Origin of the sequence: Kitasatospora sp. NPDC057738 (assembly GCF_042798815.1) — a bacterium.
Taxonomy (GTDB): Bacteria; Actinomycetota; Actinomycetes; order Streptomycetales; family Streptomycetaceae; genus Kitasatospora; species Kitasatospora lactacystinica.
In genome coordinates, this window is the sequence record NZ_JBHVJT010000021.1 from 1 (window position 1) to 25360 (window position 25360).

Consider the following 25360-nt stretch of genomic DNA (forward strand, 5'->3'; position numbering starts at 1 on the left):
ACCGAGATCACCGTCTCCATCACCGACCAGGACTTCAGCGTCTGCCCGACGCTCATCCCGAAGTACTCCTTCACCAGCCAGAAGCCGGCGTCGTTGACGTGCGAGAAGAACAGCGAGCCGGCGCCGATCGCGAGCACCAGCAGGGCCGCGTGGGTCGAGGACATGTTCGCGGCCAGCGGGGAGACGATGCCGGCGGCGGTGATCGTGGCGACCGTCGCCGAGCCGGTGGCCAGCCGGATCAGCACGGCGATCAGCCAGCCGAGCAGCAGCGCCGAGATGTGCCACTTGCCGGACCACTCGCTGACCGCGTTGCCGACGCCCACGTCGATCAGGGTCTGCTTGAAGCCGCCGCCCGCGCCGACGATGAACACGATGCCGGCGATGGGGCCGAGCGACTTGCCGACGGTGTCGGAGATCCGGGCCTTGTCGAAGCCGGCCGCCCTGCCGAGGGTCACCATGCCGAGCAGGGTCGCGGCGAGCAGGGCGATCAGCGGGGAGCCTATGAAGTCGAACACCCGCTGGACCAGCGCCTTCGGGTCGTCGATCACGACGTCGGCCAGGGCCTTGCCGAGCATCAGCACGACGGGAAGCAGGATGGTGGCCAGCACGGCGGCGAAGGACGGGGTGCGGTCGTGCTTGGCCGTCTCCTCGGGGGCGGTGGCCGCCGGGATCTCCAGCGGGCCGACCCAGCGCTCGGCCAGCCGCGCGAAGAGCGGGCCCGCGATGATCAGGGTCGGGACGGCGATCAGCAGGCCGAGCGCCAGGGTGATGCCGAGGTCGGCCTTCAGCGCGTCGACCGCGACCAGCGGGCCCGGGTGCGGGGGCACCAGGCCGTGCAGCACCGACAGGCCGGCCAGCGCCGGGATGCCGATCCGCATCAGCGGTACGTTGCCGCGGCGGGCGACCAGCAGCACGATCGGGATCAGCAGGACGACCCCGACCTCGAAGAACAGCGGCAGGCCGAGCACGGCCGCGATCAGCGCCATCGCCCAGGGCAGCGCCTTGTTGCCGGTCCGGGAGAGGACGGTGTCCGCGATGATGTTGGCGCCGCCGGAGTCGGCGAGCAGCTTGCCGAGCATCGCGCCGAGGCCGATCAGCAGGCCGACGCTGGCGACGGTGGATCCGAAGCCCGTGGAGAAGCTGCTCAGCAGCTTGTCGAAGGGGGCACCCGCGACGGCGGCCAGCAGACCGGAGCCGAGCGTGAGGGCGAGGAACGGGTGCAGCTTCAGCTTGGTGATCAGTACGACGATCGCGCCGATGCTGAGCAGCACCGCGATCAGCAGCTGGGAGTCGCTGCTGGTGTGCGGCAGGGCCGGTGGGGCGGCCGCCAGCAGGGTGGGGGCAATGCTCACGCGAGGTCTCCATTGACGGGCCGCAGCAGCGCCACGGCCATCTCGACGAGTTCTTCGGGGGACGGGCCGACGTCCAGGACGCCGCCGCGCTCGTCCGCCGCCAGCGGTTCCAGGGCGGCGTACTGCGAGTCGAGCAGCGAGGACGGCATGAAGTGGCCGGTGCGGTGGCTGAGCCGGTCCTCGACCAGCTCGTGGCCACCGCTGAGGTGCAGGAAGAAGGCGCCCGGGCAGGCCGCGCGCAGGGTGTCGCGATAGCGGTGCTTCAGCGCCGAGCAGGTGACCACACCGCCGGTACCGGCCTCGGTCCGCTCCTTGAGCCAGGCGCCGACGGCGCGCAGCCAGGGGGCGCGGTCCTGGTCGTCCAGCGGGATGCCGGCGGACATCTTGGCGATGTTGGCCGCGGGGTGGAACTCGTCCGCCTCCGCGAAGGGGAGGGCGAGACGGTCCGCCAGCAGGCGGGCCAGGGTGGTCTTGCCGACGCCCGAGACGCCCATCACCACGACGGTGAGGGGGGCCTGCGGGAGGTCGTGGTTCTCGACGCTGAGAGCCATGGGGTGGTGCTCCTTCGTTGCCTGGCCGCCACTATCGCCTCAAAGATATGACGTATTCAAGTGACGGAAACCAAATCGTCATACTTTTGCGATGTGGTCTGGGTCGCAGGGCGAGGTGAAGGCCCACGGAGCGGGCGTCTAGGCTGGGCGGATGGAGATCCAGGGGCTGCCCGGGCGGCTGCTTGCCGAGCTCGGGCCGGCGATCGCGTCGGGGGAGATTCCCGAGGGGGCGGTACTGCGTGGGGAGGAGCTGGAGGGCCGGTTCGGGGTGTCCCGGACGGTCGTCCGGGAGGCGGTGCGCGTCCTGGAGGGGATGCGGATGGTGGCGTCCCGGCGACGGGTCGGGATCACCGTGCAGCCGAAGTCGCTCTGGGACGTCTTCGACCCGATGGTGATCCGCTGGCGACTGGCCGGCGCGGACCGCCCGGCCCAGCTGCGCTCGCTCGGCTCGCTGCGCGTGGCCGTCGAACCGGCCGCGGCCGCGCTCGCCGCCACCCACGCGAGCGACGACGACCGGCGCGAACTCAGCTCACTGGCCGTGGACCTGACGGTCACCGCCCGGGCCGCCGACCTGAACGCCTTCCTCAGGCACGACATCGCCTTCCACTCCCTGGTGCTGCGCGCCTCCGGCAACGAGATGTTCGCCCACCTCGGGGACAGCGTCGCGGCGGTGCTCACCGGCCGGACCGAGTACCATCTGATGCCCCATCAGCCGGAGCCGTACGCGATCCGCCTGCACCGCGAGGTCGCGGAGGCGATCTGCGCCGAGGACGCCGTCCACGCCGAACGGGCGATGCGGACGATCGTGACCGGCGCACTGGAGGAGCTCAACGTCCAGCTGGACTGAACCGGGCCACCGGACGGCGCCGGGCCTGCCGGGACGGCCCGGACGACACGACGGGACGGCCCGGATGACACGATTTGAAGGCAGTTCGGCGGTTTCGGACGCATAGTCCTGGTTCGGCGGGGCAGAGTGAGGCGAGGGGCGCGTTTCGTGTGCACCCGTTCCGTATGCTTCACAGAACACGCGCCACGCGCCTGGGGGTCGCTCGATGTCCGTGCCACGCCGCCGTCGCCGCCGCCTGCCCGACGAGGTGCGCGCCGCCGCAGTCCGGGCGGTGCTCTGCCTGTCCTTCACCCTGGTGGGCGTCGTGGTGGCCACCCTGGCCTCGTACGCGGGCAGTTGGCTGCTGACACCGGCGCTGCTGGCCATGGGGCTCGGGGTGTTCGGCACCATGTGGTGCCTGCTGGAGATCCTCATCTCCCGCCAGGTCGCGGCCCAGCGGATGCGGACGCAGGGCGCCACGCACCCGACGGCGGGCGCCCGGGGGCCCTCCGAGCCGCTGGCCGCGCGGCCGTTCCCCCGGCCCGGCCCGTCCTCGGTGTACCGGCAGCCGTACGAGATGCCCCGGCCGCAGTCACCGCAGCAGCAGCCACCGCAGCCGTACGGCGGTCCGGGGCGGCAGCAGCCGTACGGGCCCGGGCACCAGCCGCAGCGAGCGCCGCACCAGCAGCCGCACCAGCAGCCGCACCAGCAGCCGCACCAACCGCCGCGCCAGGCGCCGCAACAGCCGCCGCGCCAGGCCCGGGTGCAGCCCAACCACCCGTAGCGCCGGGCCGATCGGTCAGTCCCGCACCGGCAGCGCCCGGTAGTGGGTGGTGAGCCGGCGGTCCCCGTCCAGGACGTGGAAGGCCACCATCGGCGGATGGTCGAAGGAGATGCCGCGCCCGCCCTCGAACGGCAGCGTGACGGTGGAGGCCACGCCGGGCGCGATCAGCAGCGGCAGACCGGCGAAGGTGGTGGCCGCGGAGGTGTGCGCGTGGCCGCAGAACAGGGCGGCCACCCGGGGGTGGCGGCTCAGCACCTGCGCCAGCCGCGCCTCGCCGAACTGGCGGATCGGGTCGACATACGGCAGGTGCAGCTCCACCGGCGGGTGATGGAAGGCCACCAGCGCGGGCAACTCGCCGCGGCCGGACGCCAGTTCGGCGTCCAGCCAGGCCAGCGTCCGCTCGTCCAGCAGACCGTCGTCCTGCCCGGGTATCGAGGAGTCGAGCATCAGCACGTCGGCGCCCGGCAGTTGGTGCAGGCGATTGATCGGCCCCTCCCCCGGTGCCTCGCCGAGCAGCACCTCCCGGTACGGCGCCCTGGAGTCGTGGTTGCCGGGACAGATGAGCACCGGGTGCCGGGAGGCCAGCACCTCGGCGACCTCCCGGTACTCCTCGGGCAGGCCGTGGTCGGCGAGGTCGCCGGTGACCAGCACCGCGTCCAGCGGGCCGGGCAGGGCGTCGAGGTACGCCATCACCTGCTCGGCCCGCCGCCGGGCGCGCCTGCCGCCGTCCCGGCGGTGGACCTGGCCGAGGTGGGTGTCACTGAGGTGCGCGATCGTCAGCATGGAGGTCACGCTAGTCAGTTCACGGTCGGACCGGAACCTCTCCCGGCCGAGCGGGGCCCGCTCACGTCTGCGCCGGAACCTCCGCGGGGCGCTTGAACATCCGGGTGGCGGTGATCTCGCCGTGGATGGTCGGGCCGTCCGGGTCCGGCGCGGCCGGCAGGCCCGGGCGCAGGTGCTCCTCGACCGAGATGTACTTGAGGCCCGCGCGCAGGTCGGCGTCGTTGCGCAGGCGGATCACCAGCGGGAACTCGGCGAGCGCCGTGGTGTCGAACAGGCCGGTGGTGTAGATCAGCTGGACGCCGAGCGCGTCGGCCACGGCCCGCTGGAGCTCCAGCAGGTAGGTCGCGTTGGCGCGGCCGATCGGATTGTCCAGGAACAGCGTGCCGGCGTGCCGCAGCTGGGACTGGCCGCGGTCGTTGGCGCGCAGCGCCGCCATCGTGCAGTACAGCGCGATGGCCGCGGTGAGCAGCTGGCCGCCGGAGAAGACGTCGGACATCTGGCCGACACCGACCCGCTCGGCCCGCAGCACCGCGTCGGGCTTGAGGATCTCGACGCTGACGCCCTTGGGGCCGATCGCGGCGGCGACCCCGCGCAGCAGCAGGGACATGCCGTCGCGGCGCAGGTCGCTGTTCTTCTTCACGGCGGCGCGGGTGGCCTCGTCGATGACCTCGCCCAGGCGCTCGACCAGGGTGGCGTGGTCCGGGTCCTCGAAGCGGATCCGGAGGAACTCCTGGCCGGACCACTCCCCCAGGCCCTCGGGCAGCCGGGACAGCCGCTGGGCGGCGCGCAGCGTGGTGAGCGAGGACTCGACCAGGCCGCGCAGCCGGTCCACGATCGAGCCGCGGTTCTTCTCCAGCTGGGCCAGCTCGTCGGTGAGCACCCGCAGCCGGGGCGCGAAGGCCGCGGCCCAGGCGGCGGCGTGCTCGGGCAGCGCGGAGGCGGGCAGTTCCCGGATCTGCTGACGGGCGGGGGTGCGGACGGCCTCGTAGCGGGCCGCGTTGGCGTGCCGGACCAGGGCGTCGGCGGCGTCGCGGACGGCGAGTTCGGAGGAGGACAGCTCGCCGGCGGCGGTGCGCAGCGAGCGGCGGGCCTCGGTGGCGCCGGTGCGGGCGTCGGCCAGCGAGCCCAGGTACGGCTCGACCGGGTCTTCCGGGTCCTCCTGGTGGTCGCGCAGGCCGTCGCGCAGCTGGCCGGCCAGCTCGTCGAAGTCGGCGGCCGAGGCCTGGGCGCTGTCGAAGGTGCGCTGGAGGTCGGCGTGGGCGGTGCGGGCGGCGTCCAGGGCCTCGCGGCGCTCGGCGAGGCGGCTGGTGGCGGTGCGCAGCAGGACCTGGGCGTGCTCCGGATCGGTGGGGACGAGGTCCTCGGGCAGCTCGGTGTGCGCCTCGCCGTCGGCGGGGGCGGAGCGCTCGGCCTCGCCGCGCAGCCGGCCGAGCTGCTCGCTGGCGGCGGCGGAGCGGGCCTCGATGGTGGCGACCAGCTCCTCGGCGCGGGCGGCGGCGGCCTGGCGGGCCGGGCCGTCGGCGCCGTCGGGGCTGCCGAGGAGCTCCTCGGCGCGGGTGCGCACCTTGTTGGTGAGGCGGTCGAGTTCGGTCGCGGCGGCGGCCTCGTCGCCCTCGGCGCGGGCCTGTTCGGCGCGCAGGTCGGCGCCGACGCCGACCTTCTCGTACAGCTGGGAGGCGGCGCGGTAGGCCTCGCGCAGTGCGGGCAGCGCGGCGGGGGCGGTCTCGACGGGCTCGTCGGACTGCTCGGCGGCGGGGATCTCGGCGCGTTCGGCGCGCAGCGCGCGGGCCGTGCGGCGGGCGTCGTCGGCGGCGCGCTGGGCGGCGCGGCGGTCCTCGTCGCAGGTGCGGGCGCGCTCGGCGCACAGCACCTGGCGGCGGTCGCACTCGGCGGCGTCCTCGGCGAGTTCGCGCTGGCGGCGGGCCCAGTTGCCGCGCTCGCGCAGCCGGAAGGCGAGGCCGGAGAGGGCGTCGGCGCGGCGGCGGGCCCGCTGGGCGGCCTCGCGGTGCTCCTCGTGGACGGAGGCGGCCGCGGCGTGGTCGGTCTCGGCCTCGTCGTGGTCGGCGCGCAGGGTGGCGAGGGCGGCGGCGGCCTGCTCGGCGTGCTCGCGGGCGGCCTCGGCGGCGGCGGCGAATTCGGCGAGGGTGCCGGGCGGGCAGCTGGCGTGCCAGGAGGCGAGGCGGGCGGCGAGGGCGCGGTCGGCGCCGAGGCGGCCGGCCAGTTCGCGGATGTGCTCCTCGCGGGCGCTCGCCCGGGCGCGCAGTTCGCGGCGCTCGCCGTCGGCGGCGGACTCGTCGTGCATGGCCGGGTTCGGCGGGACGAGGAAGAAGGCGGGCTCGTCGGTGATCGGGGCGATCAGCGAGGCGGCGGCGCCGACGGCGACGGTCGAGCGCGGCAGCAGGGCGGCGGCCTGCAGGGCCTCGCGGGCGCGTTCCAGCGAGGACGGGTCGGTGACGACCACGCCGTCGACCAGTTCGGGGCGGGCGGCGAGGATCGCGTCGTGGTCGGCCGGGTCCACGGACTGGGCGAGGTAGCGCCATCCGGGCAGGGCCGGGATGCCGTGCTCGGCGAGGTACTCGACGGTGGCGAGCACGTCCGGGCCGGGCGGCAGCAGGCCGCCGTCGCCGAGGGCGGCGAGGATGCGGGAGTCGTCGGCGGCGGCCGTGCGGAGGTCGAACAGGGTGCGTTCGGCGGTGGCGATGGACTCGTCGAGGAGTTCGCGCAGGTACTCGGCGTTGCGGTCGAGCACGGCGGGGGTGAGGAAGCCGGCGTCCTCCTCGGCGCCCTCCTGGTAGGGCGTGAGGGAGAGCAGGTCGGCGAGGCGCTCCTCGGTGGCGAGCAGGGCGGCGGTGCGCTGCTCGGCGGCGAGGGAGCGGGCGGCGTCCTTGCGGGCGTCGCCGGCCCGCTCGGCGGCGAGTTCGGCGCGCGAGGTGGCGGCGGCGGACTCGCGCAGCCGGGCGGCGGCGGACTCGGCGGCGGTACGGGCCTGGGCGAGCGCGGCGGCGGCGGCCTTCTCGACGTCGGCGGCGTGCAGCGCGGCGCGGGCCGGGTCCACGTCGCCGTCGGCGTCGATGAAGCCGGCCGAGACGGCGGCCTCGGTCTCCTGCTCGACCTCGGCTAGGCGCTGGCGCAGGTGCTCGGCCTCGCTGCGGGCCTTCTGGGCGGCGGTGGCGGCCTCGGTGGCGTCGGACTGCGCCTTGCCGCCGTCCTCCTGGAGTTCGCCCGCGCGCTCCTCCTCGGTGTCGGCGCGGGACTCGGCGGCCGCGGCGGCGGCCTCCAGGGCCCGGGCCAGGGCGGTCGCGGCGCGGGCGCGGGCGGCGAGCGCAGGGGCTGCGTCCAGCTCGGCCTCGCGGATGGCGGCGGCGACCCGGGTGACCCGGTCGGCGGCGGCGCGCTGGCGCAGCACCGCCTCGGCGGCCTGCCAGGCGGAGTGCAGGGTGCGGGCGTCGATGAGTTCGCGGCGCAGCGCGGCGGCCTCGGCGGTGGCCGCGGCGAGGCCCAGCGTGGCGTGCCGGTGGGTGAGTTCGTCGGTGATCAGGCTGTGCCGGGTGCGGTCGGCCTCGGCGGCGGTGACGGCGCTCGCGGCGGCGGCGACCTCGACGGCGAGGTCCTGGGCGCGGTCGCGTTCGGCGGTGGCGCGGGAGGCGAGGGCGTGGGCGAGGCGGCGGGTGCGGCGTTCGGCGGTGCGGTGGGCCTCGCGGACGGTCTCGCGGGCGGTGGTGGTCTCGGCGATGCGCTCCAGCAGGTCCAGCGAGCCGGCGGTGAAGTCGCGTTCGGCGGTGAGTTCGGCGCGGCGGCCGAGCTTGGCGGCGAAGCCGTGCACGAGGTCGGCGAGGCCGTCGGTGTCCCGGGTGTCGGTGACGGCGCGCAGCAGGAGGTCGGTGAAGTCGCTGTCGTGCTTGACCGCGAAGAGGCCGGCCGCCTCGCCCTCGTCGGCGTTCATCTCGCGCTGGTAGCGGAAGAGTTCGGGGTCGAGGCCGAGTTCGCCGAGGTGCTCGGTCCAGCGGTCGTGGCCGTCCTCGAAGACCAGGTCGAGGTGGGGGTGGGCCTTGCCGGCCTCGGTGAGGGCGTCGCGGAAGCCCTTCATGGTGCGGCGGCGGCCGCGGGCCTTCTGGTCGCCGGCGAGGCTGACCCGTTCGGCGACCGGCAGCGAGTCGAGGGTCAGGCCGGCGCCGGGGCGGAAGGAGTACCAGGTCTCGGCGAACTTGCGCGGGTCGGAGGAGACCTGGCGGCCGCGCCACTCGCTGACCTTGCCGACCACGATCAGCTCGCCCGTGACGGTGTGCTGCCACTCCAGGGCGACGTGGCCGCAGTCGTCGGCGAGCAGGAACTTGCGCAGCACGCCGGAGCTGGCGCCGCCGAGGGTGTTGCGGTGGCCGGGGAGCATGACCGAGAAGATCAGCTTGAGCAGGACCGACTTGCCGCCGCCGTTCTCCAGGAAGAGCACGCCGGCGGGGGCGGGGCGGCGGACCGGGCCGTCGGTGTCCTCGCCGAACAGGCCGATCTGCTGCGGGGCCGGGTCGGCGACCGGCTCGCCGACGCCGCGCAGGTCGAGCACCGTGTCGGCGTAGCGGGCGCCGGCCGGTCCGATCGAGTAGAGGCGGACCCGGTTGAGCTCGTACATGTGCGGCGGTTCTCCGTGGCTTGCGTGGCGTGAGGGGTGGGCGGCGGGCCGGTTCGGGGCGGGTGGGCCGGGGCCGGCGCGGTGCTCCAGGACCGGGTGCGCCCGGCGGGAGGCCGGCGCGGTGGGCTCGGAGCGGGTGGGCTCTGGGCGGGTGGGTTCTGGGCGCCGGTGCTCGGAGCGGGTGGACTCCGGGCACCGGGGTTCAGAGCGAGTGGAACGGCAGGCCCGCGTCGGCGACCAGTTCGTCGCCGGTGTCCGGCGGCAGCAGGCTGGCGGTGCCGTCGGAGACCGGGACGATGCCGAGGTCGAGCAGTTCGGCCATGGCCGCGCTGCCCGCCAGGTCGCGCACCTGGAGCTGGTAGCGGGCGGTGGTGCGGTAGGTGCCGCCGGAGTCGTCGGAGACCTTCTGGAGGAAGCCGGAGTCGACCAGGAACAGCACGGCCTTGGCGACGATGCCGATGGTGGAGCCGGAGAGCCGGCGGGCGTCCTTGGTGGCGCCGGTGGCGGTGCGCCGGGCCCAGACCCGCCAGGCCGCCTCCAGGCCGGGGGCGTCGGAGGCCGGGTCGGTGTTGGCGCCCTCGGCGTCGGCCTGCTCCTCCAGGCGGCGGCAGGCCTGGCGCACGAAGGAGTCGACGCCGTTGACGGTGATCCGGCCGAGGTAGCCGTCGTCGGCGAGGTCCTCGGGGCGGGGGAAGGCCATCGCGGCGACGGCCAGGTGGGCCAGGCCGTGCAGGAAGCGGTCGGTGGACTCGGAGGCGGCGCGGCGCGAGTAGTCGCCCATCCGGACGGCGAACAGCGAGTCCTCGGCGGCGGCCACGGCCATGCCGGCCCGCGGGGAGACCTCCAGGACGACCAGGCCCATGCCGGTGGCGACGGCGTCGGCGAGCCGGGCGAACGGCGGGTCCTCGCGGTGGCGGCGCACCAGCTCGGCGTACTCGGCGTCCCGGGCGGGCAACAGCTTGGCCTGGAGGCCGAAGGAGACCAGCCGGGCGGCGTCCGCGACGTCGGCCGGGGTGATCGGCGCAGGGGCCGCGGGTTCGCTCTCGGTCGCCCAGGACGTGTCGTGGTGGGTCGTCACGGGCGGTGCTCCTCGGGGGTGGCGCGGTGGTTACGGTTCGTCAAGGTCGGTCCCGGCAAGGTGTGCCTCCCGGCCGGTCAGCCGGCGTCCTTGCGGTCGGCGGCCATGCCGACCGCGTCGAGCAGGGCGCTGCCGACGATCAGGTCGGCGCCGCCGAACTCCGGGTCGTGCAGCTGGGTGCCGTCGTCCACGGCGAACAGCAGCCGCTCCTCGCCCTGGCGGTAGGCGGTGCCGACCGGCGGGCTGGCGGCGTGCACGGCGAGCAGGGCCAGCAGGTACGGCAGGTCCGGGTCCTGCTTGCGGGCGTCGGCGAGCAGGCCGGAGAGCCGGCGGGGGGCGTCCGGGGGCAGGTCGAGCAGGACCATCGCGGACTCCAGCTGGGCCTCGGAGAACCGGCTGTCGTCCGGGGTGGCGACCAGGTCGGGGTCGGGCAGCTCGGCGCCGAGGTGCTCGCGTTCGACCGGCGGGGTGAGCAGCAGGTCGACCAGGTCGGCGACCCGGACCGAGACCGGGGTGCGCAGACCGGCGCCACGGGCGAAGAAGGCGCCGGTGGGGCGGACGGCCTGCTCCACCGGCAGCCGCAGCACGGGGGCGAGCAGCTGCCCGTAGAGGTCGATGCCGCTGCGGGCGCCGGGGGTGGCGAAGGCCTGCCGGTCCTGCTCGGCGCGGAACAGCGGGCCGGCCTCCAGCAGGCGGGTCTGGAGCTGGGTGTGGCGGCGGATGCAGTCCTTGACGATGTCGACCAGCTCGGCGGCGCGGCGCTTGTGCTCCGGGTCCTCGGCCTCGTCGCGGGCCTTGCGGATGTTGGTGAGAATCGCGTTCTCGTGCCGGTAGCGGTCCGCGATGTGGTCCAGCGCCTCCGCGATGAGGTCGGGAACGGCGCGCATCCAGTCGACGGCGCGGACGTTGCGGCGGGTGGCGTCCAGGGCGCGGCGCAGCGTCTCGGCGAACTGGACGGTGCGGTAGCGGGCCTGCTCGGCGGCGAGCTGGGCGTCGGCCAGGCGGCCGCGGCGGATCAGCACCTCCAGCTTGACCTCGGCGGCGATCTGGGCCGAGGTGACGTCGGTGTCGAGCGCGCCGACCAGGACGTTGACCGCCTCGTCGGTGGTGCGCAGGTAGACGCCGCCGTCCGGGCCGGGGACCTCCTCGATCAGCTTGAAGTCGTAGTCCCGGCGGACGTACTCGCCGTCCGCGCCGAAGGTGCCGTAGACGGCGCGGAAGCCGCGGTCCACGCTGCCGACGTTGATCAGCGACTCCAGCACCCAGCGGGCGACCCGCTCGTGCTCGGCGGCGGGGCGGCCGGTGGCCTGGACGGCGACCCGGGGCAGCAGGCGGGCGAGCACTATGTCGCGGTCGGCCCCGGTGTCGAAGTCCATGTTCAGGGTGACCAGGTCGATCGCGGCGAGGCCGACCTCGGCCATCGCGTAGCCGCCGTACTCGCCGGCCAGGTTGACCTTGCGGTTGTCCAGGTCGTGCAGCGGGGCGGTGCAGGCCAGCGCCTTGAGCCGGCGGGCCAGGCCCTCGTCGGCGGCGGGGCCGGGCGCGGGGCGCGCGGCGGCCGGGCCGGCGGGCGGGCGGAGGCCGGGCTCGGTGAGCGGGTCTGCGATGACGGTCACGGAGGACAAGATTAGAGGTTCGCACCGACATCGACCGAAACGGACCTTGCGGGCGGGCGGAGCGGCAGGTGGACGACGGTACGGGTGACGGATTCAGAACGTGATTTCGACGAGATCCCGCCATTCCCGAACCGGCATTCGAGAAAAGCGTGAGGGCGGCGCGCTTGTTCGGTGATGATCGACCAATGATCACCCGACTGGCCAAAGCGGGCCTCGCCGCCGCGCTGTCCGTGACCACCCTCGCCACCGGCGCCGTCCTCGTCACCGGCGCCACCGCCGCCGCGGCCGCCCCGGCCGCGACGACGTCGACCTCCGCCCAGCACGTGACCGTGTCGCAGAGCGGGAACTACCCCGGCGGGTTCTTCACCACCGGGAACATGTCGGTGGCCTGGACCGTGTCCGGCACCGCGGACCTGACCGGGCCGACCCACATCACCCTCGACCTGCCGCCCGGCGTCACCACCGACGGTGCGATGTTCTTCCCCACGCCGCCGGACTACACCTTCACCACCGCCCTCTCCCCCGACCACCGCCACCTGGAGGCCGTGTTCACCGCCACCCGGGCGGTCGGGAGCTACAACTTCATGAAGCTCAACCTGGCCACCACGCCCGGCGTGCCGATCGTCGGCGCGATCACCGCGACGGTCGCCAACCCGAACGACGCCGACCCGACCGGGCACGTCTCCGGCTACGACCTCGGCAGCAAGAGCTACCTGCCGGCGACCGTCCAGGCCGCCCCCGCCGCCACCGGCCTCGACACCGCCACCGGCCCGGGCACCGGCGGCACCGAGGTGACCGTCAGCGGCAGCAACCTGGCCAACGGCATGGTGCTGGTCGGCGGCGTCCCGGCCCCCGGCCGCTGCACCGACACCGCCTGCGCGGTGACCACCCCCGGCGGCACGGGCAGCGCCCCGGTCAGCGTGGTGACGCCCGGCGGCACAGCCTCGGCTCCGGTCACCTTCGACTACACCGGCGCCCCGCCGCCGGCCCCGGCCGCGCCAGTGGTCAGCAGCCTCTCTCCGGTCTCCGGCCCGGCCGTCGGCGGTACCCGGGTGTACCTGTTCGGCAGCAACCTGACGTACGGGTCGGTGGCCTTCGGCGGGGTGCCGGCCACCCATGTCTCCTGCGGTCCGACCGCCTGCACCGCCACGGCCCCGGCGGGCACCCAGCCCGGGGCGGTGGGCGTCACCGTCACCACGGCGGGCGGGACCAGCGCTCCCGTGACGTACACCTACACGGCGTAACGGCCGCGGGCGGCGTTCCGCCCGCCACCGGTGCCCGGGCTCCGTGGAGCCCGGGCACCGGTGCGTTCCGGGGCGGCCCCGGCCGCCCCCTGCCCCACCCCACCCAAAATGCGAGTTGAACACGTTCAAAAGATAGGTCTAGAGTCGCTTCCGCGCAGGTCGGACGAGGCTCCGCCTGCACTTCGGCATGCTCGGCATGGAGGTGGGCGAAATGGACGGCGACCCCGCGGTCATCCTTCGCAAGGTCCGACGGTGGCTCTGGTTCTTCCTGGTCTGCCTGGTGCTCAGCGGCCTGACCGCGTTCCCCCTGGAGACCGAGACCCGCTGGCTGGTCGACTTCGCCTCCGGGCCGGCCGCTCCGCTGAGCGACCGCCTCCCCGCAGCGGCGGCCTGGCTCGAACGGGTTCACACCGGTCTCGCCGAGACCAACGGGCGCTACCCCTTCCTGGCCTACGGCACCGACTGGCTGGCCTTCGCCCACCTGGTGATCGCCGCCGCCTTCTGGGGGCCGCTCAAGGACCCGGTCCGCAACATCTGGGTGATCCGCTGGGCCGTGCTCGCCTGCGGGGCCGTCATCCCGCTGGCACTGATCTGCGGGCCGCTGCGCGGGATTCCACTGGCCTGGCGATTCGTCGACATGTCGTTCGGAGTCCTCGGCGTCGTACCGCTGCTGATCGTGCTGCGGGCGCTGCGTCCGCTGGAGCGCGCCTTCCGCGCACCGGTGACCACCGGCTGAGTCCGGGCGGTCCGCGCCCGCTCGCGCCCCGGCGCGACCCCGTGAGGCGCCGCCCCGGGGCGTGCGGCCCCGGGCACACGCCGCGGCGCCCGCGGGGCTCCGGGTCACGGGCAACGGCCTTCATCCGCAGGCCCTACCATCTGGCTCAACAGCTGCTGGGAGGCGGACGGGCGTGGCCGATGCGGTGATCGATCTCAATGCGGACCTCGGCGAGGGGTTCGGACGCTGGACCCTGACCGACGACGAGGCCCTGCTGTCCGTGGTGACCAGCGCCAACGTCGCCTGCGGGTTCCACGCCGGGGACCCGTCGACGATGCGCCGGGTCTGCGCCCTGGCGGCCGAGCGCGGCGTCCGGATCGGCGCCCAGGTCTCCTACCGCGACCTGGCCGGCTTCGGCCGCCGCGCGATGGACGTGCCCCCGGAGGAGCTCGCCGACGAGATCGCGTACCAGATCGGCGCCCTCCAGGTGTTCGCCCGCGCGGCCGGTTCCAAGGTCTCCTACGTCAAGCCGCACGGCGCCCTCTACAACCGGGTGGTCGGCGACTCCGAGCAGGCCGAGGCCGTGGTGGCCGGCGTGCTGCGGGCGGGCGCGGTCTGCGACGGGCCGCTGCCCGTGCTCGGCCTGCCGGGCTCGCTGCTGCTGGAGGTGGCCGAGGGCGTCGGGCTCCCGGTGGTCGCCGAGGCCTTCGCCGACCGCACCTACACCCGCACCGGCACCCTCGTCCCGCGCCGCGAGCCGGACGCGGTGGTGCACGACCCCGAGTCGGTGATCACCCGCGCCGTCGCCATCGCCCGGGACGGCACGGTGGAGGCCGCCGGCGGCGAGCGGATCGCCGTCGAGGCCCGCTCGCTGTGCGTCCACGGCGACACCCCCGGCGCCGCCCAGCTCGCCTGGCGGATCCGCGGCGCCCTGGCCTCCGCCGGGGTCCGGGTGGAGGCGTTCACGTGACAGCCCCTCGCGTACCCGGCCCCGACGCGACGGCGGGGACGGTGCGCCGGGTCGGCGAGCGGGCGCTCCTGGTCGAGCTGCCCGGGACGGCCGAGGTGGCGGCGCTGTACGGCTGGCTGAGCGAGCGCCGGGAGGCCGGGGCGCTCGGCGCGGTGGAAGAGCTGGTACCGGCCGCGCGCACCCTGCTGCTGGACGGCGTCGCGGACGTCGGCGCGGTGGCGGCGCTGCTGCGCACCGCCCGTCCGGCGACGGCCGGGGCGGCGCGCGGGCCGCTGCTGGAGGTCCCGACCGTGTACGACGGCGCCGACCTGGCCGAGGTCGCCGCACTGTGGGGGGTGTCCGAGGAGGCCGCCGTCCGGATCCACACCGGATCCGAGTACGTCGTCGCGTTCTGCGGCTTCGCCCCCGGCTTCGGCTACCTCACCGGCCTCCCGGCGCGCTACGAGGTGCCGCGCCGGGCCACCCCGCGCAGCTCCGTCCCGGCCGGCTCGGTCGCCCTGGCCGGCCCGTACACCGGCGTCTACCCGCACCCCTCCCCCGGCGGCTGGCAGCTGATCGGCCGGACGGCGCTCACCCTCTGGGACACCGACCGCGAGCCCCCGGCCCTACTGGCGCCGGGCACCCGGGTCCGCTTCACGGCTTCACGGCGGAACGGGCCCGGGGGGAGCCGGAGTTGAACGAACTGGTGGTGGAGCGGCCGGGGCCGCTGACCACGGTCCAGGACCTCGGGCGGCGCGGGGTCGCCCACCTCGGGGTGCCGAGGGCCGGGGCACTGGACGAGCCGGCGCTGCGGGCGGCCAACCGGCTGGTGGGCAACGAGCCCGGGGCCGCCGGGCTGGAGACCACGCTCGGCGGGGTCGCGCTGCGGGCCGTCGGAACGGCGCTGGTCGCCGTCACCGGTGCGCCCTCGCCCGTCCGGGTGGACGGCCGGCCGGCCGCCTGGGGCGCGCCGGTGGTGGTGCCGGCCGGGGCGCTGGTCGAGGTGGGGGCGGCGACGGCCGGGGTGCGCGGCTACCTGGCGGTGGCGGGCGGGATCGCCGTCCCGCCGGTGCTCGGCAGCCGCTCGGCGGACCTGCTCTCCGGACTCGGGCCGGCCCCGCTGGCCGCCGGGGACCGGCTGCCGGTGGGCTCCCCGCCGCCGTACCGGGCCAGGCCCGAGCTGGTGCCGCTGCCCGGCCCCCCGGCCGAGCTGGTGCTGCGGCTGCGGCTCGGACCGCGCGCGGACTGGTTCGACCCGGAGGCGGTGGCCCGTCTCGGCCGCGACCGGTACCTGGTCTCCCCGACCGGCAACCGGGTCGGGCTGCGCACCGAGGGCCCGCCGGTCGCCCGCGCCAGGGACGGCGAACTGCCCAGCGAGGGCATGGTGCTGGGCGCCGTTCAGATTCCGCCGGACGGGCAGCCGGTGGTGTTCCTGGCCGACCACCCGACCACCGGCGGCTACCCGGTGATCGGCGTCGTGCCGGCCGGCGACCTCGCGGCCGCCGCACAGGCCAGGCCGGGGACACCGGTGCGCTTCGTGCCCCTGCGCGAGCACTGAGCGGAAGCACCGAGCGGGAAGCGCCCAGCGGGAAACGCCCAGCGGGAACGCCGAGCGGCAGTACCTCGCAGGCGCGGAAAGCCGCGCGGGCTCCCCGGTCAGCGCCCCAACAGCACCTCGGCGACGGCACGTTGGGCCGGGTCCAGCTCCGCCCCGCCCTCCTCGGCCACCCAGACCGCGTTCTGCAGCACCCGGGCGAGCGTCCAGGCCGCCGCCACCTCGCGGTCCAGCTCCAGCACCTCCGTCAACAGGTCGAAGCGCCGCCGCAGCGCCCGGGTTGCATCCCCGGTGGCCACCACGTCCTCCCAGCGGTTGCGCAGCGCCGGGAGCAGCTCGAAGCCGGGGTGGCCGGCCAGCGGCTTGGGGTCGATGGCCAGCCAGGGCGCCCGGCCGCTGCCGGGGAGCGGGGCCAGCACATTGCCGTAGTGCAGGTCCCAGTGCAGCAGCCGGTCGCCGGGATCGGCGCGGACCTCGCACAGGGCGGCCGCGCAGTCGGCGAGCAGGCGCCGCTCCACCGGGTCGGCGAGGGCCGCGACGGCCACCGGGGCCCGGTCGATCAGGTCGCTCGCCGCACCCGCCAGGGTCCTCAGCCCGGAGGGTGCCTGACGTTTCGTCAATTCCCCGAGCAGCTCGGCGATCACGCGCAGCGCCGCGAGGTCGTCGGGCAGGTCGAGCAGTGAGCGCCCGGGGTCCAGCCGCTCCAGCAGCAGGGAGCCGGTGGCCGGTTCGTGGTCGAGCAGCCGCACGGCGCCGCGGCCGTCCCAGGCTCGCAGGGCGAGCGGTTCGCCCGCGGTCTCCTCGTCCACGGGCTGGAGCTTGAGCACGGCCGGCATCCCGTCGGCGCGCAGCACCGGGAGCACCAGCCCGACCACGCCGTGCGCGACCGGCCCGTCCGGGCGCAGCTCCCAGCGGTCCAGCAACTCGCCGGCCAGGGTGGGCAGTCGGGCCACCCAGGCGCGCCCCTCGGCGCCGAGGAAGCCCTCCAGGGACGCGGCCAGCGCGGGCGGGACCTGGACGGACATCGGACGGGCTCCTCTCGGACGGTCCGCCCCAGCGTACGACGGGCGGCGGCCGGCGCCTCCCCCGCTCACCCCTGCCCGAGCGCCCGCGCCGCGGCGGCCGCGAAGCCGTCCGGGTTGTCGAGCATGATGTTGTGCCCGCAGTCCGGCACCGCGACCACCCGCACGCCCACCGCGCGGAGGGTGCCGGCGCCCGCCGGCTCGCCGTCCGCCGCCGGGTGGAGGAAGGTGCGCGGGAGGTCGAGGCCGAGCAGCAGCTCGCGCATGGTCGGTTCGGTCGCCCGGGCGAGGTAGCGGGCGCTGCGGTGCAGCGCCTCCGGGCCGGCCAGCCGCATGGTGGACCACCAGAACGGGCCGACCCGCTCGGCGACTTCGTCCCGGCCGCCGGCCAGGAACTCCTCCTCGGCGTAGGCCGCGATGCCGCTGCTGCCGGGGTGGCGCCGGTCGGGGTCGACCCGGTCCAGGTTGGCGTCCACCAGGAGCAGCCGTTCGACCAGGTGCGGGTGCCGCTGGGCGAGGACGATCGCGACCGCCCCGCCCATGCTGTGGCCGATCACCTCGACCCGGGCCGCCCCGGCGGCCGCGACGGCCGCCGCGACAGCGTCCGCGTGCTCCTCCAGGGCGTAGCCGAAGTCCGTCGGCCGGTCGCTGAGGCCGAAGCCGAGCAGGTCCAGCAGCAGCGAGCGCCGACCGGCGAGCAGCGGGTGGGTGGCGGCGGCCGCGAAGTAGGCCGGCGAGGTGGCGCCGAGCCCGTGCAGGTAGAGCCGGGCCGGCTCGGCGCCGGGCAGCTCGACCCAGCGGATCCGGTCGCCGTTCGGGGTGACGGGGGCCTCGCGCATGCTCACTCGCTCCTTCTCCTGGGCGTGCCGGCTCCTCCTGGGTGTGCCGGCTCCCGGCTCCGGGGACTCCGGCGGACGACCAGGACAATACATCGAAGTCGAGGTATAGCGATAGTGAGATACCCATGCCCCGAGGGAAGGATCTGAGAGAGTGGCCCCATGCTGAAGCTCGCCATCCTCGGGTTCCTGTACGACCGCCCCCTGCACGGCTACGAGCTGCGCCGCCACCTCGCCGCGCTCACCGGCCACGTCCGCCCGATCAGCGACGGCACGCTCTACCCCGCGATCAAACGCCTGGAGACCGACGGCCTGCTGGTCCGCGAGACCGAGCCGGGCAGCGCCGCCGCGCCCCGGCACACCCTGCACCTCACCGAGGCCGGCCGCACCGCACTGCTCGACCGGCTGCGCGAGCCCGAGCCGCTCGACGTCAGCGACGAGAACCGCTGGTTCACCCTGCTCGCCTTCCTCCGGCACCTCGCCGACCCCGCCGACCAGGCCGCCGTACTGCGCCGCCGACTGGCCTTCCTCGCCGAACCGGCCAGCTTCTTCTACGAGGGCGACCGCCCGGTGGGCGCCGAGGAGTTCGCCGACCCGTTCCGGCGCGGCCTGCTGCTGGTCGCCCGCGCCACCACCGAGGCCGAACTCGCCTGGCTGCACGCGACCCTGGCCGACCTGGAGGGCAGCCCGCGCTAGACCGGGGCCGCACACGCCGCGGCCGGCGACGGGCCGGGGCCCGCACGCACCGCGGCCGACGGCGGATCGGGCCCCGCACGCGCCGCGGCACAAAGGGGAGGGGAGGAGGGTAGTGGCGGGGGGGGAAGGGGGGGAGCGGAGGGGGGGGGGGGGGGACCGTTTCTCCGTCCCCCCCCCTTCCGCATGAGCGCTCGCCTTCCGTCCGTACGCTCGATCGCCGTACGCGTCCGACTGCCCGCTCGCAGGCCCGGCTGCCCGTACGCGCGTACGGCTACCGCACGCGCGCCCGGCTCAGCAGCAGTCCTCGACCACCAGCCCGGCCGGCAGCTGCTCCCCGCCGAAGACCGAGACCGTCGCCGGGTCCCCGCCGAGCGCGGCCACCGCGAGCAGCAGCGCCCCGGCCGTCCAGGTGGTGCGCTCCTCCGGCCAGATCGCGTCGTCCTCGAAGACGTACCCGGTCCAGTACGAGCCGTCCTCGTGCCGCAGGTGCTTCTGGATCCAGCGCAGGATGTCCACCGCGCGGTCGGACTGGCCGATCGCCCAGAGCGCGAGCGCCAGCTCGGCGCTCTCCCCGCCGGTCACCCACGGGCGGTCGCTGACGCAGCGCACGCCGAGGCCGGGGACGACGAAGCGCTCCCAGTCCCGCTCGATCCGGGCCACCGCCGCGTCGCCGCGCAGGCCGGTGCCGAGCACCGGGTAGTACCAGTCCATCGAGTAGCGGTCCTTGTCCAGGAACCGCTCGGGGTGGTGGGAGACGGCGTGCCCCAGCCGCCCGGCCGCGAGCTCCCAGTCGGGCTGCGGCTCCTCCAGGTACTCGGCGACGGCCAGGCCGCAGCGCAGCGCGTGGAGGATGCTGGACGAGCCGGTGAGCAGCGCCTCGTCGGTGGCGGTGCCGTCCTCGGAGACCCGCCAGGCGATCGGGCCGCCGGGCAGCCGCAGTCCGACGATGAAGTCCAGGGCGCGCCGGACGACCGGCCAGATCCACTCCAGGAAGGCGTCGTCGCCGGTGCTGAGGTGGTGGTGCCAGACCCCGACCGCGACGTACGCGCAGAAGTTGCTCTCCTTGGCCCGGTCGGTGACCACGCCGTCGGTGTAGGCGGCGTACCAGGAACCGTCCGGGTTCTGGGCGGCGGCGAGCCAGCGGTAGGCGGCCTCGGCGGCGGCGTGCTCGCCGGCCGTGTCGAGGGCCATCGCGGCCTCGGTGTGGTCCCAGGGGTCGAGGTGGTGGCCGACGAACCACGGTATGGCGCCGTCGGGGCGCTGCTCGGCCAGGATGCTGCGGACGGTGTCGGCGGCCTGCTCGGCGTCGAGCACCCCGTCGAGCAGCAGCACCTCGGGGACGGCGGCGGTCATGCCGTCCTGCCCGGCGCGCGGTTGGGCTTGGAGGCGTACGCGACGAAGCTCTTGCCGATCACCGGGTTGAGCGCCCGCTCGGCGGCCTTGGTGAGGCTGCTGATCACCGGGGTGCCGACGATGTCCCAGACCAGCAGCTGGTGGTACGCCTTCACCGGCAGCGCCTTGTCGTTGTCGACGCCGACCGCGCACTTGATCCACCAGTACGGCGAGTGCAGCGCGTGCGCGTGGTGGGTGCCGTACGGCTCCAGGCCGGCGTCCTTGAGCTTGCCGAGCAGCTCGTCGCCCCGGTAGATCCGGATGTGGCCGCCCTCGTTCGCGTGGTACTCGTCGGACAGGGCCCAGCAGATCTTCTCGGGCAGCCAACGCGGCACGGTCACGGCGAGCAGGCCGCCCGGCTTGAGGACCCGGAACATCTCGTTGAGCACGCCCTTGTCGTCCGGGATGTGCTCCATCACCTCGGAGATGATGATCTTGTCGAAGGACTCGTCCTCGAACGGCAGCGCCAGCGCGTTGCCCTCCATCGCGACCGCCGACGCCCCCTCGGGGGCCTCACCGGCCTGCTCCATCGCCGCGAACCACTTCCTGACCTCGGCGATCTCCCCGGCGTTCTGGTCGAGGGCGATCACGTTGGCGCCGCGGCGGTAGCACTCGAACGCGTGCCGGCCCCCGCCGCAGCCCAGGTCGAGCACCCGGTCGCCAGGGGCGAGCGGGAAGCGCGAGAAATCGACGGTCAGCACTGCTGGACTCCCATTCCTATTGCTGCCAAGCGTTCTTGACGCCTCGTCAGGCCTTCGTTCAGCACGTCGCACTGCGCCGGGCGGGCCCCGACCCGCCGTCACCGACCCGTCGTCACCGACCCGCCGCCACCGGCCGGGCGGCCGACCGGGACGGCGCCGTCCGCCCGTGCGCGTCGACAGGGCCCTAGGCCACGTACCGCCAGCCCGGCCCCGAGCGGGCCCGGGCGCCGGCGCCGGTGGCGATCGCCGCGCGGTAGGCCTCGGCGGTCAGCTCGGCGGCCCGCTCCCAGGTGAACCGGGCGAGCACCCGCTGCCGTCCGGCCGCGCCGAGTCCGGCCCGCAGCTCGGGGTCGTCCAGCAGCCGGCCGAGCGCGGCGGCCAGCGCGTCCGCCTCCCCCGGCGGCACCGCCAGGCAGGTCTCCCCGTCCGGCCCGGCCACCTCGGGGATCGCCCCGCCGGTGGTGGCGACCAGCGGGGTGCCGGTGGCCATCGCCTCGGCGGCGGGCAGCGAGAAGCCCTCGTACAGGGAGGGGACGCAGGCCACCTCGGCCGAGCGGTAGAGGTCGACCAGCTCGCGGTCGGTCAGTCCGCTGCGGAACTCGATGTGCCCGGCCAGCCCGAAGCGGCGCACCGCCTCGGCCACCGGCCCGTCCTCCTTCTGCGGCTTGCCGACCACCACCAGGTGGGCGTCCCGCTCGGTGCGCACCTTGGCGAGCGCCTCGACCAGGAAGACCAGGCCCTTCAGCGGGACGTCCGCGCTGGAGGTGGTGACGATCCGGCCGGGGACGCGCCCGATCTCCGCCGAGGGCGACCAGAGCCGGGTGTCGGCACCGATCGGCACCACCGAGATCGCGTCCGGCGCGGCGCCCAGGTGCTCGGCGATCTCGCGCTGCGAGGTCCCGGAGACGGTGATCACGTGGTCCAGCCGGGCGGCGACCCGGCGCTGCATCCGGGTGAAGGCGTACCAGCGGCGCAGCGAGAGCCGCTTGCCCCGGGTGGTGGCGGCGTCCAGCTCCAGCTGCCGGTCCACGGTGATCGGGTGGTGGATCGTGGTGACCAGCGGGAAGCCGTGCCGGGCCAGGCCGAGCAGGCCGTAGCCGAGGGTCTGGTTGTCGTGGACCACGTCGTAGCGGCCCTTGTGGGCGGCCAGGTACCGGCGGGCGCGCAGCGAGAAGGTGAGCGGCTCGGGGAAGCCGCCGGTGCGCATGGTGGCGAACTCCAGCACGTCCACCGGGCCGCGGAACTCGCCCCGGGCCGGGGTGCGGAAGGGGTCGTCGGCGCGGTAGAGGTCCAGGCTGGGCAGCTCCACCAGGCGCACCGAGCCGGGGCCGTCGACCTCGTCGAGCACCGGGTAGGGCTGGGCGCCGATCACGTCCACGTGGTGGCCGAGCCGCGCCAGCTCGCGGGAGAGGTGTCGTACGTACACGCCCTGACCCCCGCAGAAGGGGTCACCGCGGTACGACAGCAGGGCAATCCGCAGCGGCTGCGCGGTCATCCTGGGCCCTCTTCTCTAGCTGCTATCGGTGCTGCCGGTCGTGCTTCCGGTCGCTAAAGTAGATCAGGTTTCAATGGCTGGGGAACTCGTCGTCGACCACGTGAACAATGAGAGACCTCGAAGATACCGGCCCGTAGCTTTTCCCCAGGAGCCAGGGCTGGTGATTCCCGCCACGCCGAATCCTGCCGACCATGTGGAGCACGCCGCCACTCTCGCCCGCCCGGGAGCACCCTTGCCGCCACCCCCTCCTTCGACGTTGCCGCCGGTCTCCCCTCCGGGCGAGCCGCCGCTGACCGCGCGCCAGGCCGAACGGCGCCGGCGCATCCTGCGGGCCGCCACCGCACTGGCGGTGCGCGGCGGGTACGAGGCGGTGCAGATGCGGGAGGTCGCGGAGAGCGCGCAGGTCGCCCTCGGCACGCTCTACCGGTACTTCCCGTCCAAGGTGCACCTGCTGGTGGCGGTGATGCTGGAGCAGCTGCAGGGCCTCCACGAGCACATCCGGCGCCACCCGCCGACCGACCTCGAACCGGCGCTGCGGGTCGCCGACACCCTCACCCGGGCCTTCCACGCGCTGCAGCGCGAGCCGCTGCTGGCCGAGGCCATGGTCCGGGCGCTGTCCTTCGCGGACCGCTCGGTCGGGGCCGAGGTGGACCAGGTCAGCGTGGCCACCGGACAGCTCATCCTGGACGCGATCGGCCAGTCCGGACCGCCCACCGGGAGCCAGCGCGCGGCGGTGCGGGTGATCGAGCACACCTGGCACTCGGCACTGGTCGCCTGGCTCTCCGGCCGCGCCTCGATCGCCGAGGTACGGGCCGACCTGCACACCGCGGCCCGGCTGCTCACCCTGCCGTGAACCGTCCTCCTCCCGCCGCCGACTGGAACCTGTTCCTGCCCGCCCCGGGCCGCTCGTCGTGCTCCGGCGGCTAGAGTCGACAGTCGGCACAACTCCATCCCGCTCCTCCCCCGGGGAAAGCCGGTGCGAATCCGGCGCTGACCCCGCAGCCGTAAGACCGGTGCCCGCCCTCGGCCGCCCGGACGAGTCGGAGCACCCGGGGAGGGGCGAGCGGCCCGTCCGGACGCACGCGCCCGGCACCGTCGAGGACTACGGAACGGCCCCGCCCGGGCCACCACCGCTCACCGAAAGGCACACCCGCACCATGCTGACCGCCGCCCGCCTGGGCGCCGCCGCCCTGTCCGCCGCGCTGCTCACCGGCATCGCCGCCGGCCCGGCCCTCGCCGACAGCCCCGCGCCGACCCCCGCCGCCCTCCCCGACGGGCTGTACGGCAAGGGCGACCCGACGTACGACGGCGTCTGGCGACAGTCGCTCGCGCTCACCGCGCTGGCGGCGGCCAAGGTCACCCCGGCCGACTCGGCCGTCGGCTGGCTCACCGGGCAGCAGTGCGAGGACGGCGGCTGGCCGTCGTACCGGGCCGCCGGCGCGGCCTGCGACCCCAAGACCGAGGACAGCAACGCCACCGCCGTCGCCGTCCAGGCCCTGGTCGCCCTCGGCGGGCACCAGGAAGCCGTCGACAAGGGCGTCGGCTGGCTCAAGGCCAACCAGAACGCCGACGGCAGCTGGGCCTACAACCCGGGCAGCCCCGGCGACGCCGACTCCACCGGCCTCGCCGTCAACGCGCTGTTCGCCGCCAAGACCGACCCGGCCGGCGTCGCCAAGGCCGGCCGGTCCGCCTTCGACGGGCTCGCCCTCTTCCAGCTCGGCTGCGCCGCCCCCGCCGACCAGCGCGGCGCCTTCGCCTACCAGTTCGACCCGGCCGTCGGCGCCCTCACCCCGAACGCCCTGGCCAGCGCCCAGGCCGCGCTCGCCGCGAGCGGCGGCCACCTGCCGGTCGCCGGCTCGGTGCACGCCGACGCCGCGCCCAAGGCCCTGGCGTGCGCCTCCGACGCCCCGGCCGCCCAGGGCTCCTCGGCCTCCTCGGCCCCGGTTACGCACGCGGAGTCCGGCGAGGCCGTCGGCGCCTACCTGACCGCCCAGCTCACGGCCGGCGGCGACCACCTCACCCTCACCACCCCGGGCGCCGCCCCCACCCCCGACTACACCGCCACCGCCTGGGCCGCCCTCGCCCTCAGCCAGAGCGGCCACCCCCAGCAGGCCGCCGGCGCCGTCGACTGGCTCACCAAGGAGGGCGCCACCTGGACCAAGGGCGGCACCGACGCCGGCGCCACCGCCACCCTCCTGCTGGTCGCCCAGGCCGCCCACCGCGACACCGCCGCCCTGACCGGCCAGCTCACCGCCCTCGGCCCGGCGCCCAAGGCCGCCGAAGCCGCCGCCTCGGCGACGGAGGCCCCGAAGGAGAAGAAGGACGGCGGCATCGGCCAGTACTGGCTCATCGGCGTCGGCCTCCTCGTCGGCATCGGCGGCGGCCTCGTGCTCAGCCTCCAGCGCAAGCGCAACCCCCACCTCTGATGCGCCCCGCACCCCGCCCCGCCCCGGCGGGCGCCGACGTCCGCACCCGCCGGGCCGTCGCCGCGCTGCTGCTGCCCCTCCTCGGGGCGGTGCTGGTGCTCGCCTCCGCCGCTCCCGCGCAGGCCGCCGGCTACCGCTACTGGTCGTTCTGGCGCGGCGCCGAGGGCGGAGCCTGGACGTACCAGCAGCAGGGGCCCGCCGTCGCGGTGCCGCCGGACGGCTCGGTGGACGGGTGGCGGTACGCGCTGAGCCCGGACGGCGGGCAGGACGCCGCGAAGCCCCGGACCGCCGGGAGCTTCACGGAGATCTGCGCGGACACACCCGCCCAGGAGGGCCGCAAGCGGGTGGCCGTCGTGCTGGACTTCGGGACCGCCGAGGACGCCGGTTCGCCCGCCGCCCCGGTGCCCGGGCAGCGGACCGCCTGCGCCGCCGTCGCGCCCCGCGCCACCTCGGCCGAGGTGCTGGCCGCCGTCGCCCCGCCGCTGCGCTACGACACCAACGGGCTGCTGTGCGCCATCGCCGGGTACCCGCAAGCGGGTTGCGGCGACCGGATCGGCGCGGCGGGCGCGGCCCGGACCGCCGACCAGGGCGGCGGCAGCAGCGGCAGCGGCCCCGACATCGGCCTGATCGCCGGTGGCGCGCTGCTCGCCGTCCTCGCCGGCGGTGCCGTCCGGCAGGCGCGCCGCCGCCGTCACTCCTAGTCCCCCACCCAGGA

The 25360-nt window shown here is 75.4% G+C and carries 22 protein-coding genes and 1 riboswitch; of the genes, 11 read left to right on the forward strand and 11 right to left on the reverse strand.

The features are described 5' to 3' along the window. Both ACFVGO_RS13990 and ACFVGO_RS13995 read right to left on the reverse strand, forming a co-directional pair. The coding region (locus ACFVGO_RS13990; protein ID WP_380632038.1) for a gluconate:H+ symporter at window positions 1–1346 on the reverse strand (1346 nt) is incomplete at its 3' end. Between the two features lie 2 nt (window positions 1347–1348). Beyond that, complete coding sequence (locus ACFVGO_RS13995; RefSeq protein ID WP_359911122.1) at window positions 1349–1903, reverse strand: gluconokinase; 555 nt, start codon at window positions 1901–1903, stop codon at window positions 1349–1351. Window positions 1904–2054: 151 nt separating this feature from the next. On the opposite strand from ACFVGO_RS13995, the gene ACFVGO_RS14000 reads away from it, so the two are divergent. Both ACFVGO_RS14000 and ACFVGO_RS14005 read left to right on the forward strand, forming a co-directional pair. Further along, window positions 2055–2750 (forward strand): FCD domain-containing protein, encoded by a 696-nt coding sequence (locus ACFVGO_RS14000; protein WP_359911119.1) that lies wholly within the window; start codon window positions 2055–2057, stop codon window positions 2748–2750. 205 nt (window positions 2751–2955) lie between these two features. Continuing rightward, entirely contained in the window at window positions 2956–3513 is a 558-nt protein-coding gene (locus ACFVGO_RS14005) for a hypothetical protein (protein WP_380631949.1), read from the forward strand. Between the two features lie 15 nt (window positions 3514–3528). Here the strand turns inward: ACFVGO_RS14005 and ACFVGO_RS14010 are convergent, their stop codons facing one another. From ACFVGO_RS14010 to ACFVGO_RS14025, 4 genes are all read right to left on the reverse strand, one after another. Next, window positions 3529–4296 (reverse strand): metallophosphoesterase, encoded by a 768-nt coding sequence (locus ACFVGO_RS14010; protein ID WP_359911113.1) that lies wholly within the window; start codon window positions 4294–4296, stop codon window positions 3529–3531. A 61-nt stretch (window positions 4297–4357) separates the two neighbouring features. Then, a complete protein-coding gene (locus ACFVGO_RS14015) occupies window positions 4358–8920 on the reverse strand; it encodes a hypothetical protein (RefSeq protein ID WP_380631951.1) in 4563 nt (1520 codons plus the stop codon). A 202-nt stretch (window positions 8921–9122) separates the two neighbouring features. Next, window positions 9123–9998, reverse strand: coding sequence for a hypothetical protein (locus ACFVGO_RS14020; RefSeq protein WP_359911107.1), 876 nt, complete (start codon window positions 9996–9998; stop codon window positions 9123–9125). 77 nt (window positions 9999–10075) lie between these two features. Then, a complete protein-coding gene (locus tag ACFVGO_RS14025; RefSeq protein WP_359911160.1) occupies window positions 10076–11605 on the reverse strand; it encodes a hypothetical protein in 1530 nt (509 codons plus the stop codon). Window positions 11606–11799: 194 nt separating this feature from the next. On the opposite strand from ACFVGO_RS14025, the gene ACFVGO_RS14030 reads away from it, so the two are divergent. The 5 genes from ACFVGO_RS14030 (at window position 11800) to ACFVGO_RS14050 (ending at window position 16080) form a co-directional block, all read left to right on the forward strand. After that, on the forward strand, window positions 11800–12858 hold the full coding sequence (locus tag ACFVGO_RS14030; RefSeq protein ID WP_380631953.1) for an IPT/TIG domain-containing protein: 1059 nt from the start codon (window positions 11800–11802) through the stop codon (window positions 12856–12858). Window positions 12859–13069: 211 nt separating this feature from the next. After that, complete coding sequence (locus tag ACFVGO_RS14035) at window positions 13070–13594, forward strand: hypothetical protein (RefSeq protein ID WP_359911101.1); 525 nt, start codon at window positions 13070–13072, stop codon at window positions 13592–13594. Between the two features lie 172 nt (window positions 13595–13766). Next, complete coding sequence (locus tag ACFVGO_RS14040; RefSeq protein WP_359911098.1) at window positions 13767–14543, forward strand: 5-oxoprolinase subunit PxpA; 777 nt, start codon at window positions 13767–13769, stop codon at window positions 14541–14543. Beyond that, the gene (gene pxpB / locus ACFVGO_RS14045) at window positions 14540–15220 is read left to right on the forward strand and encodes a 5-oxoprolinase subunit PxpB (RefSeq protein WP_359911095.1); all 681 of its coding nucleotides are present in this window, start codon (window positions 14540–14542) and stop codon (window positions 15218–15220) included. The genes ACFVGO_RS14040 and pxpB overlap by 4 nt, the downstream gene beginning before the upstream one ends. Further along, a complete protein-coding gene (locus ACFVGO_RS14050) occupies window positions 15217–16080 on the forward strand; it encodes a biotin-dependent carboxyltransferase family protein (protein ID WP_359911092.1) in 864 nt (287 codons plus the stop codon). The genes pxpB and ACFVGO_RS14050 overlap by 4 nt, the downstream gene beginning before the upstream one ends. A gap of 98 nt (window positions 16081–16178) precedes the next feature. Here the strand turns inward: ACFVGO_RS14050 and ACFVGO_RS14055 are convergent, their stop codons facing one another. Both ACFVGO_RS14055 and ACFVGO_RS14060 read right to left on the reverse strand, forming a co-directional pair. Then, the gene (locus ACFVGO_RS14055; protein ID WP_380631956.1) at window positions 16179–17102 is read right to left on the reverse strand and encodes an aminoglycoside phosphotransferase family protein; all 924 of its coding nucleotides are present in this window, start codon (window positions 17100–17102) and stop codon (window positions 16179–16181) included. Between the two features lie 65 nt (window positions 17103–17167). Beyond that, a complete protein-coding gene (locus ACFVGO_RS14060; protein WP_380631958.1) occupies window positions 17168–17938 on the reverse strand; it encodes an alpha/beta fold hydrolase in 771 nt (256 codons plus the stop codon). Window positions 17939–18097: 159 nt separating this feature from the next. Here ACFVGO_RS14060 and ACFVGO_RS14065 point away from each other — a divergent pair, with 159 nt between their 5' ends. Next, the gene (locus ACFVGO_RS14065) at window positions 18098–18631 is read left to right on the forward strand and encodes a PadR family transcriptional regulator (protein ID WP_359911083.1); all 534 of its coding nucleotides are present in this window, start codon (window positions 18098–18100) and stop codon (window positions 18629–18631) included. Window positions 18632–18922: 291 nt separating this feature from the next. Here the strand turns inward: ACFVGO_RS14065 and ACFVGO_RS14070 are convergent, their stop codons facing one another. The 3 genes from ACFVGO_RS14070 to ACFVGO_RS14080 form a co-directional block, all read right to left on the reverse strand. Beyond that, complete coding sequence (locus tag ACFVGO_RS14070; protein ID WP_380631960.1) at window positions 18923–19984, reverse strand: prenyltransferase; 1062 nt, start codon at window positions 19982–19984, stop codon at window positions 18923–18925. Beyond that, complete coding sequence (locus ACFVGO_RS14075) at window positions 19981–20724, reverse strand: methyltransferase domain-containing protein (RefSeq protein WP_359896878.1); 744 nt, start codon at window positions 20722–20724, stop codon at window positions 19981–19983. Before ACFVGO_RS14075 ends, ACFVGO_RS14070 begins: the two co-directional genes overlap by 4 nt. Window positions 20725–20908: 184 nt before the next feature. Then, window positions 20909–22219, reverse strand: a complete 1311-nt coding sequence (locus tag ACFVGO_RS14080; protein ID WP_359896876.1) for a glycosyltransferase family 4 protein — start codon at window positions 22217–22219, stop codon at window positions 20909–20911. Window positions 22220–22475: 256 nt separating this feature from the next. Between ACFVGO_RS14080 and ACFVGO_RS14085 the strand changes: the two genes are divergently transcribed. From ACFVGO_RS14085 to ACFVGO_RS14095, 3 genes are all read left to right on the forward strand, one after another. Then, window positions 22476–23072, forward strand: coding sequence for a TetR family transcriptional regulator (locus ACFVGO_RS14085; RefSeq protein WP_359896874.1), 597 nt, complete (start codon window positions 22476–22478; stop codon window positions 23070–23072). Window positions 23073–23185: 113 nt separating this feature from the next. After that, window positions 23186–23270: riboswitch (cobalamin riboswitch) on the forward strand. Continuing rightward, entirely contained in the window at window positions 23233–24645 is a 1413-nt protein-coding gene (locus ACFVGO_RS14090) for a prenyltransferase/squalene oxidase repeat-containing protein (protein ID WP_380631963.1), read from the forward strand. It overlaps the preceding riboswitch by 38 nt. After that, window positions 24645–25346 (forward strand): SCO2322 family protein, encoded by a 702-nt coding sequence (locus tag ACFVGO_RS14095; RefSeq protein WP_359896870.1) that lies wholly within the window; start codon window positions 24645–24647, stop codon window positions 25344–25346. The genes ACFVGO_RS14090 and ACFVGO_RS14095 overlap by 1 nt, the downstream gene beginning before the upstream one ends. Window positions 25347–25360: the final 14 nt, after the last annotated feature.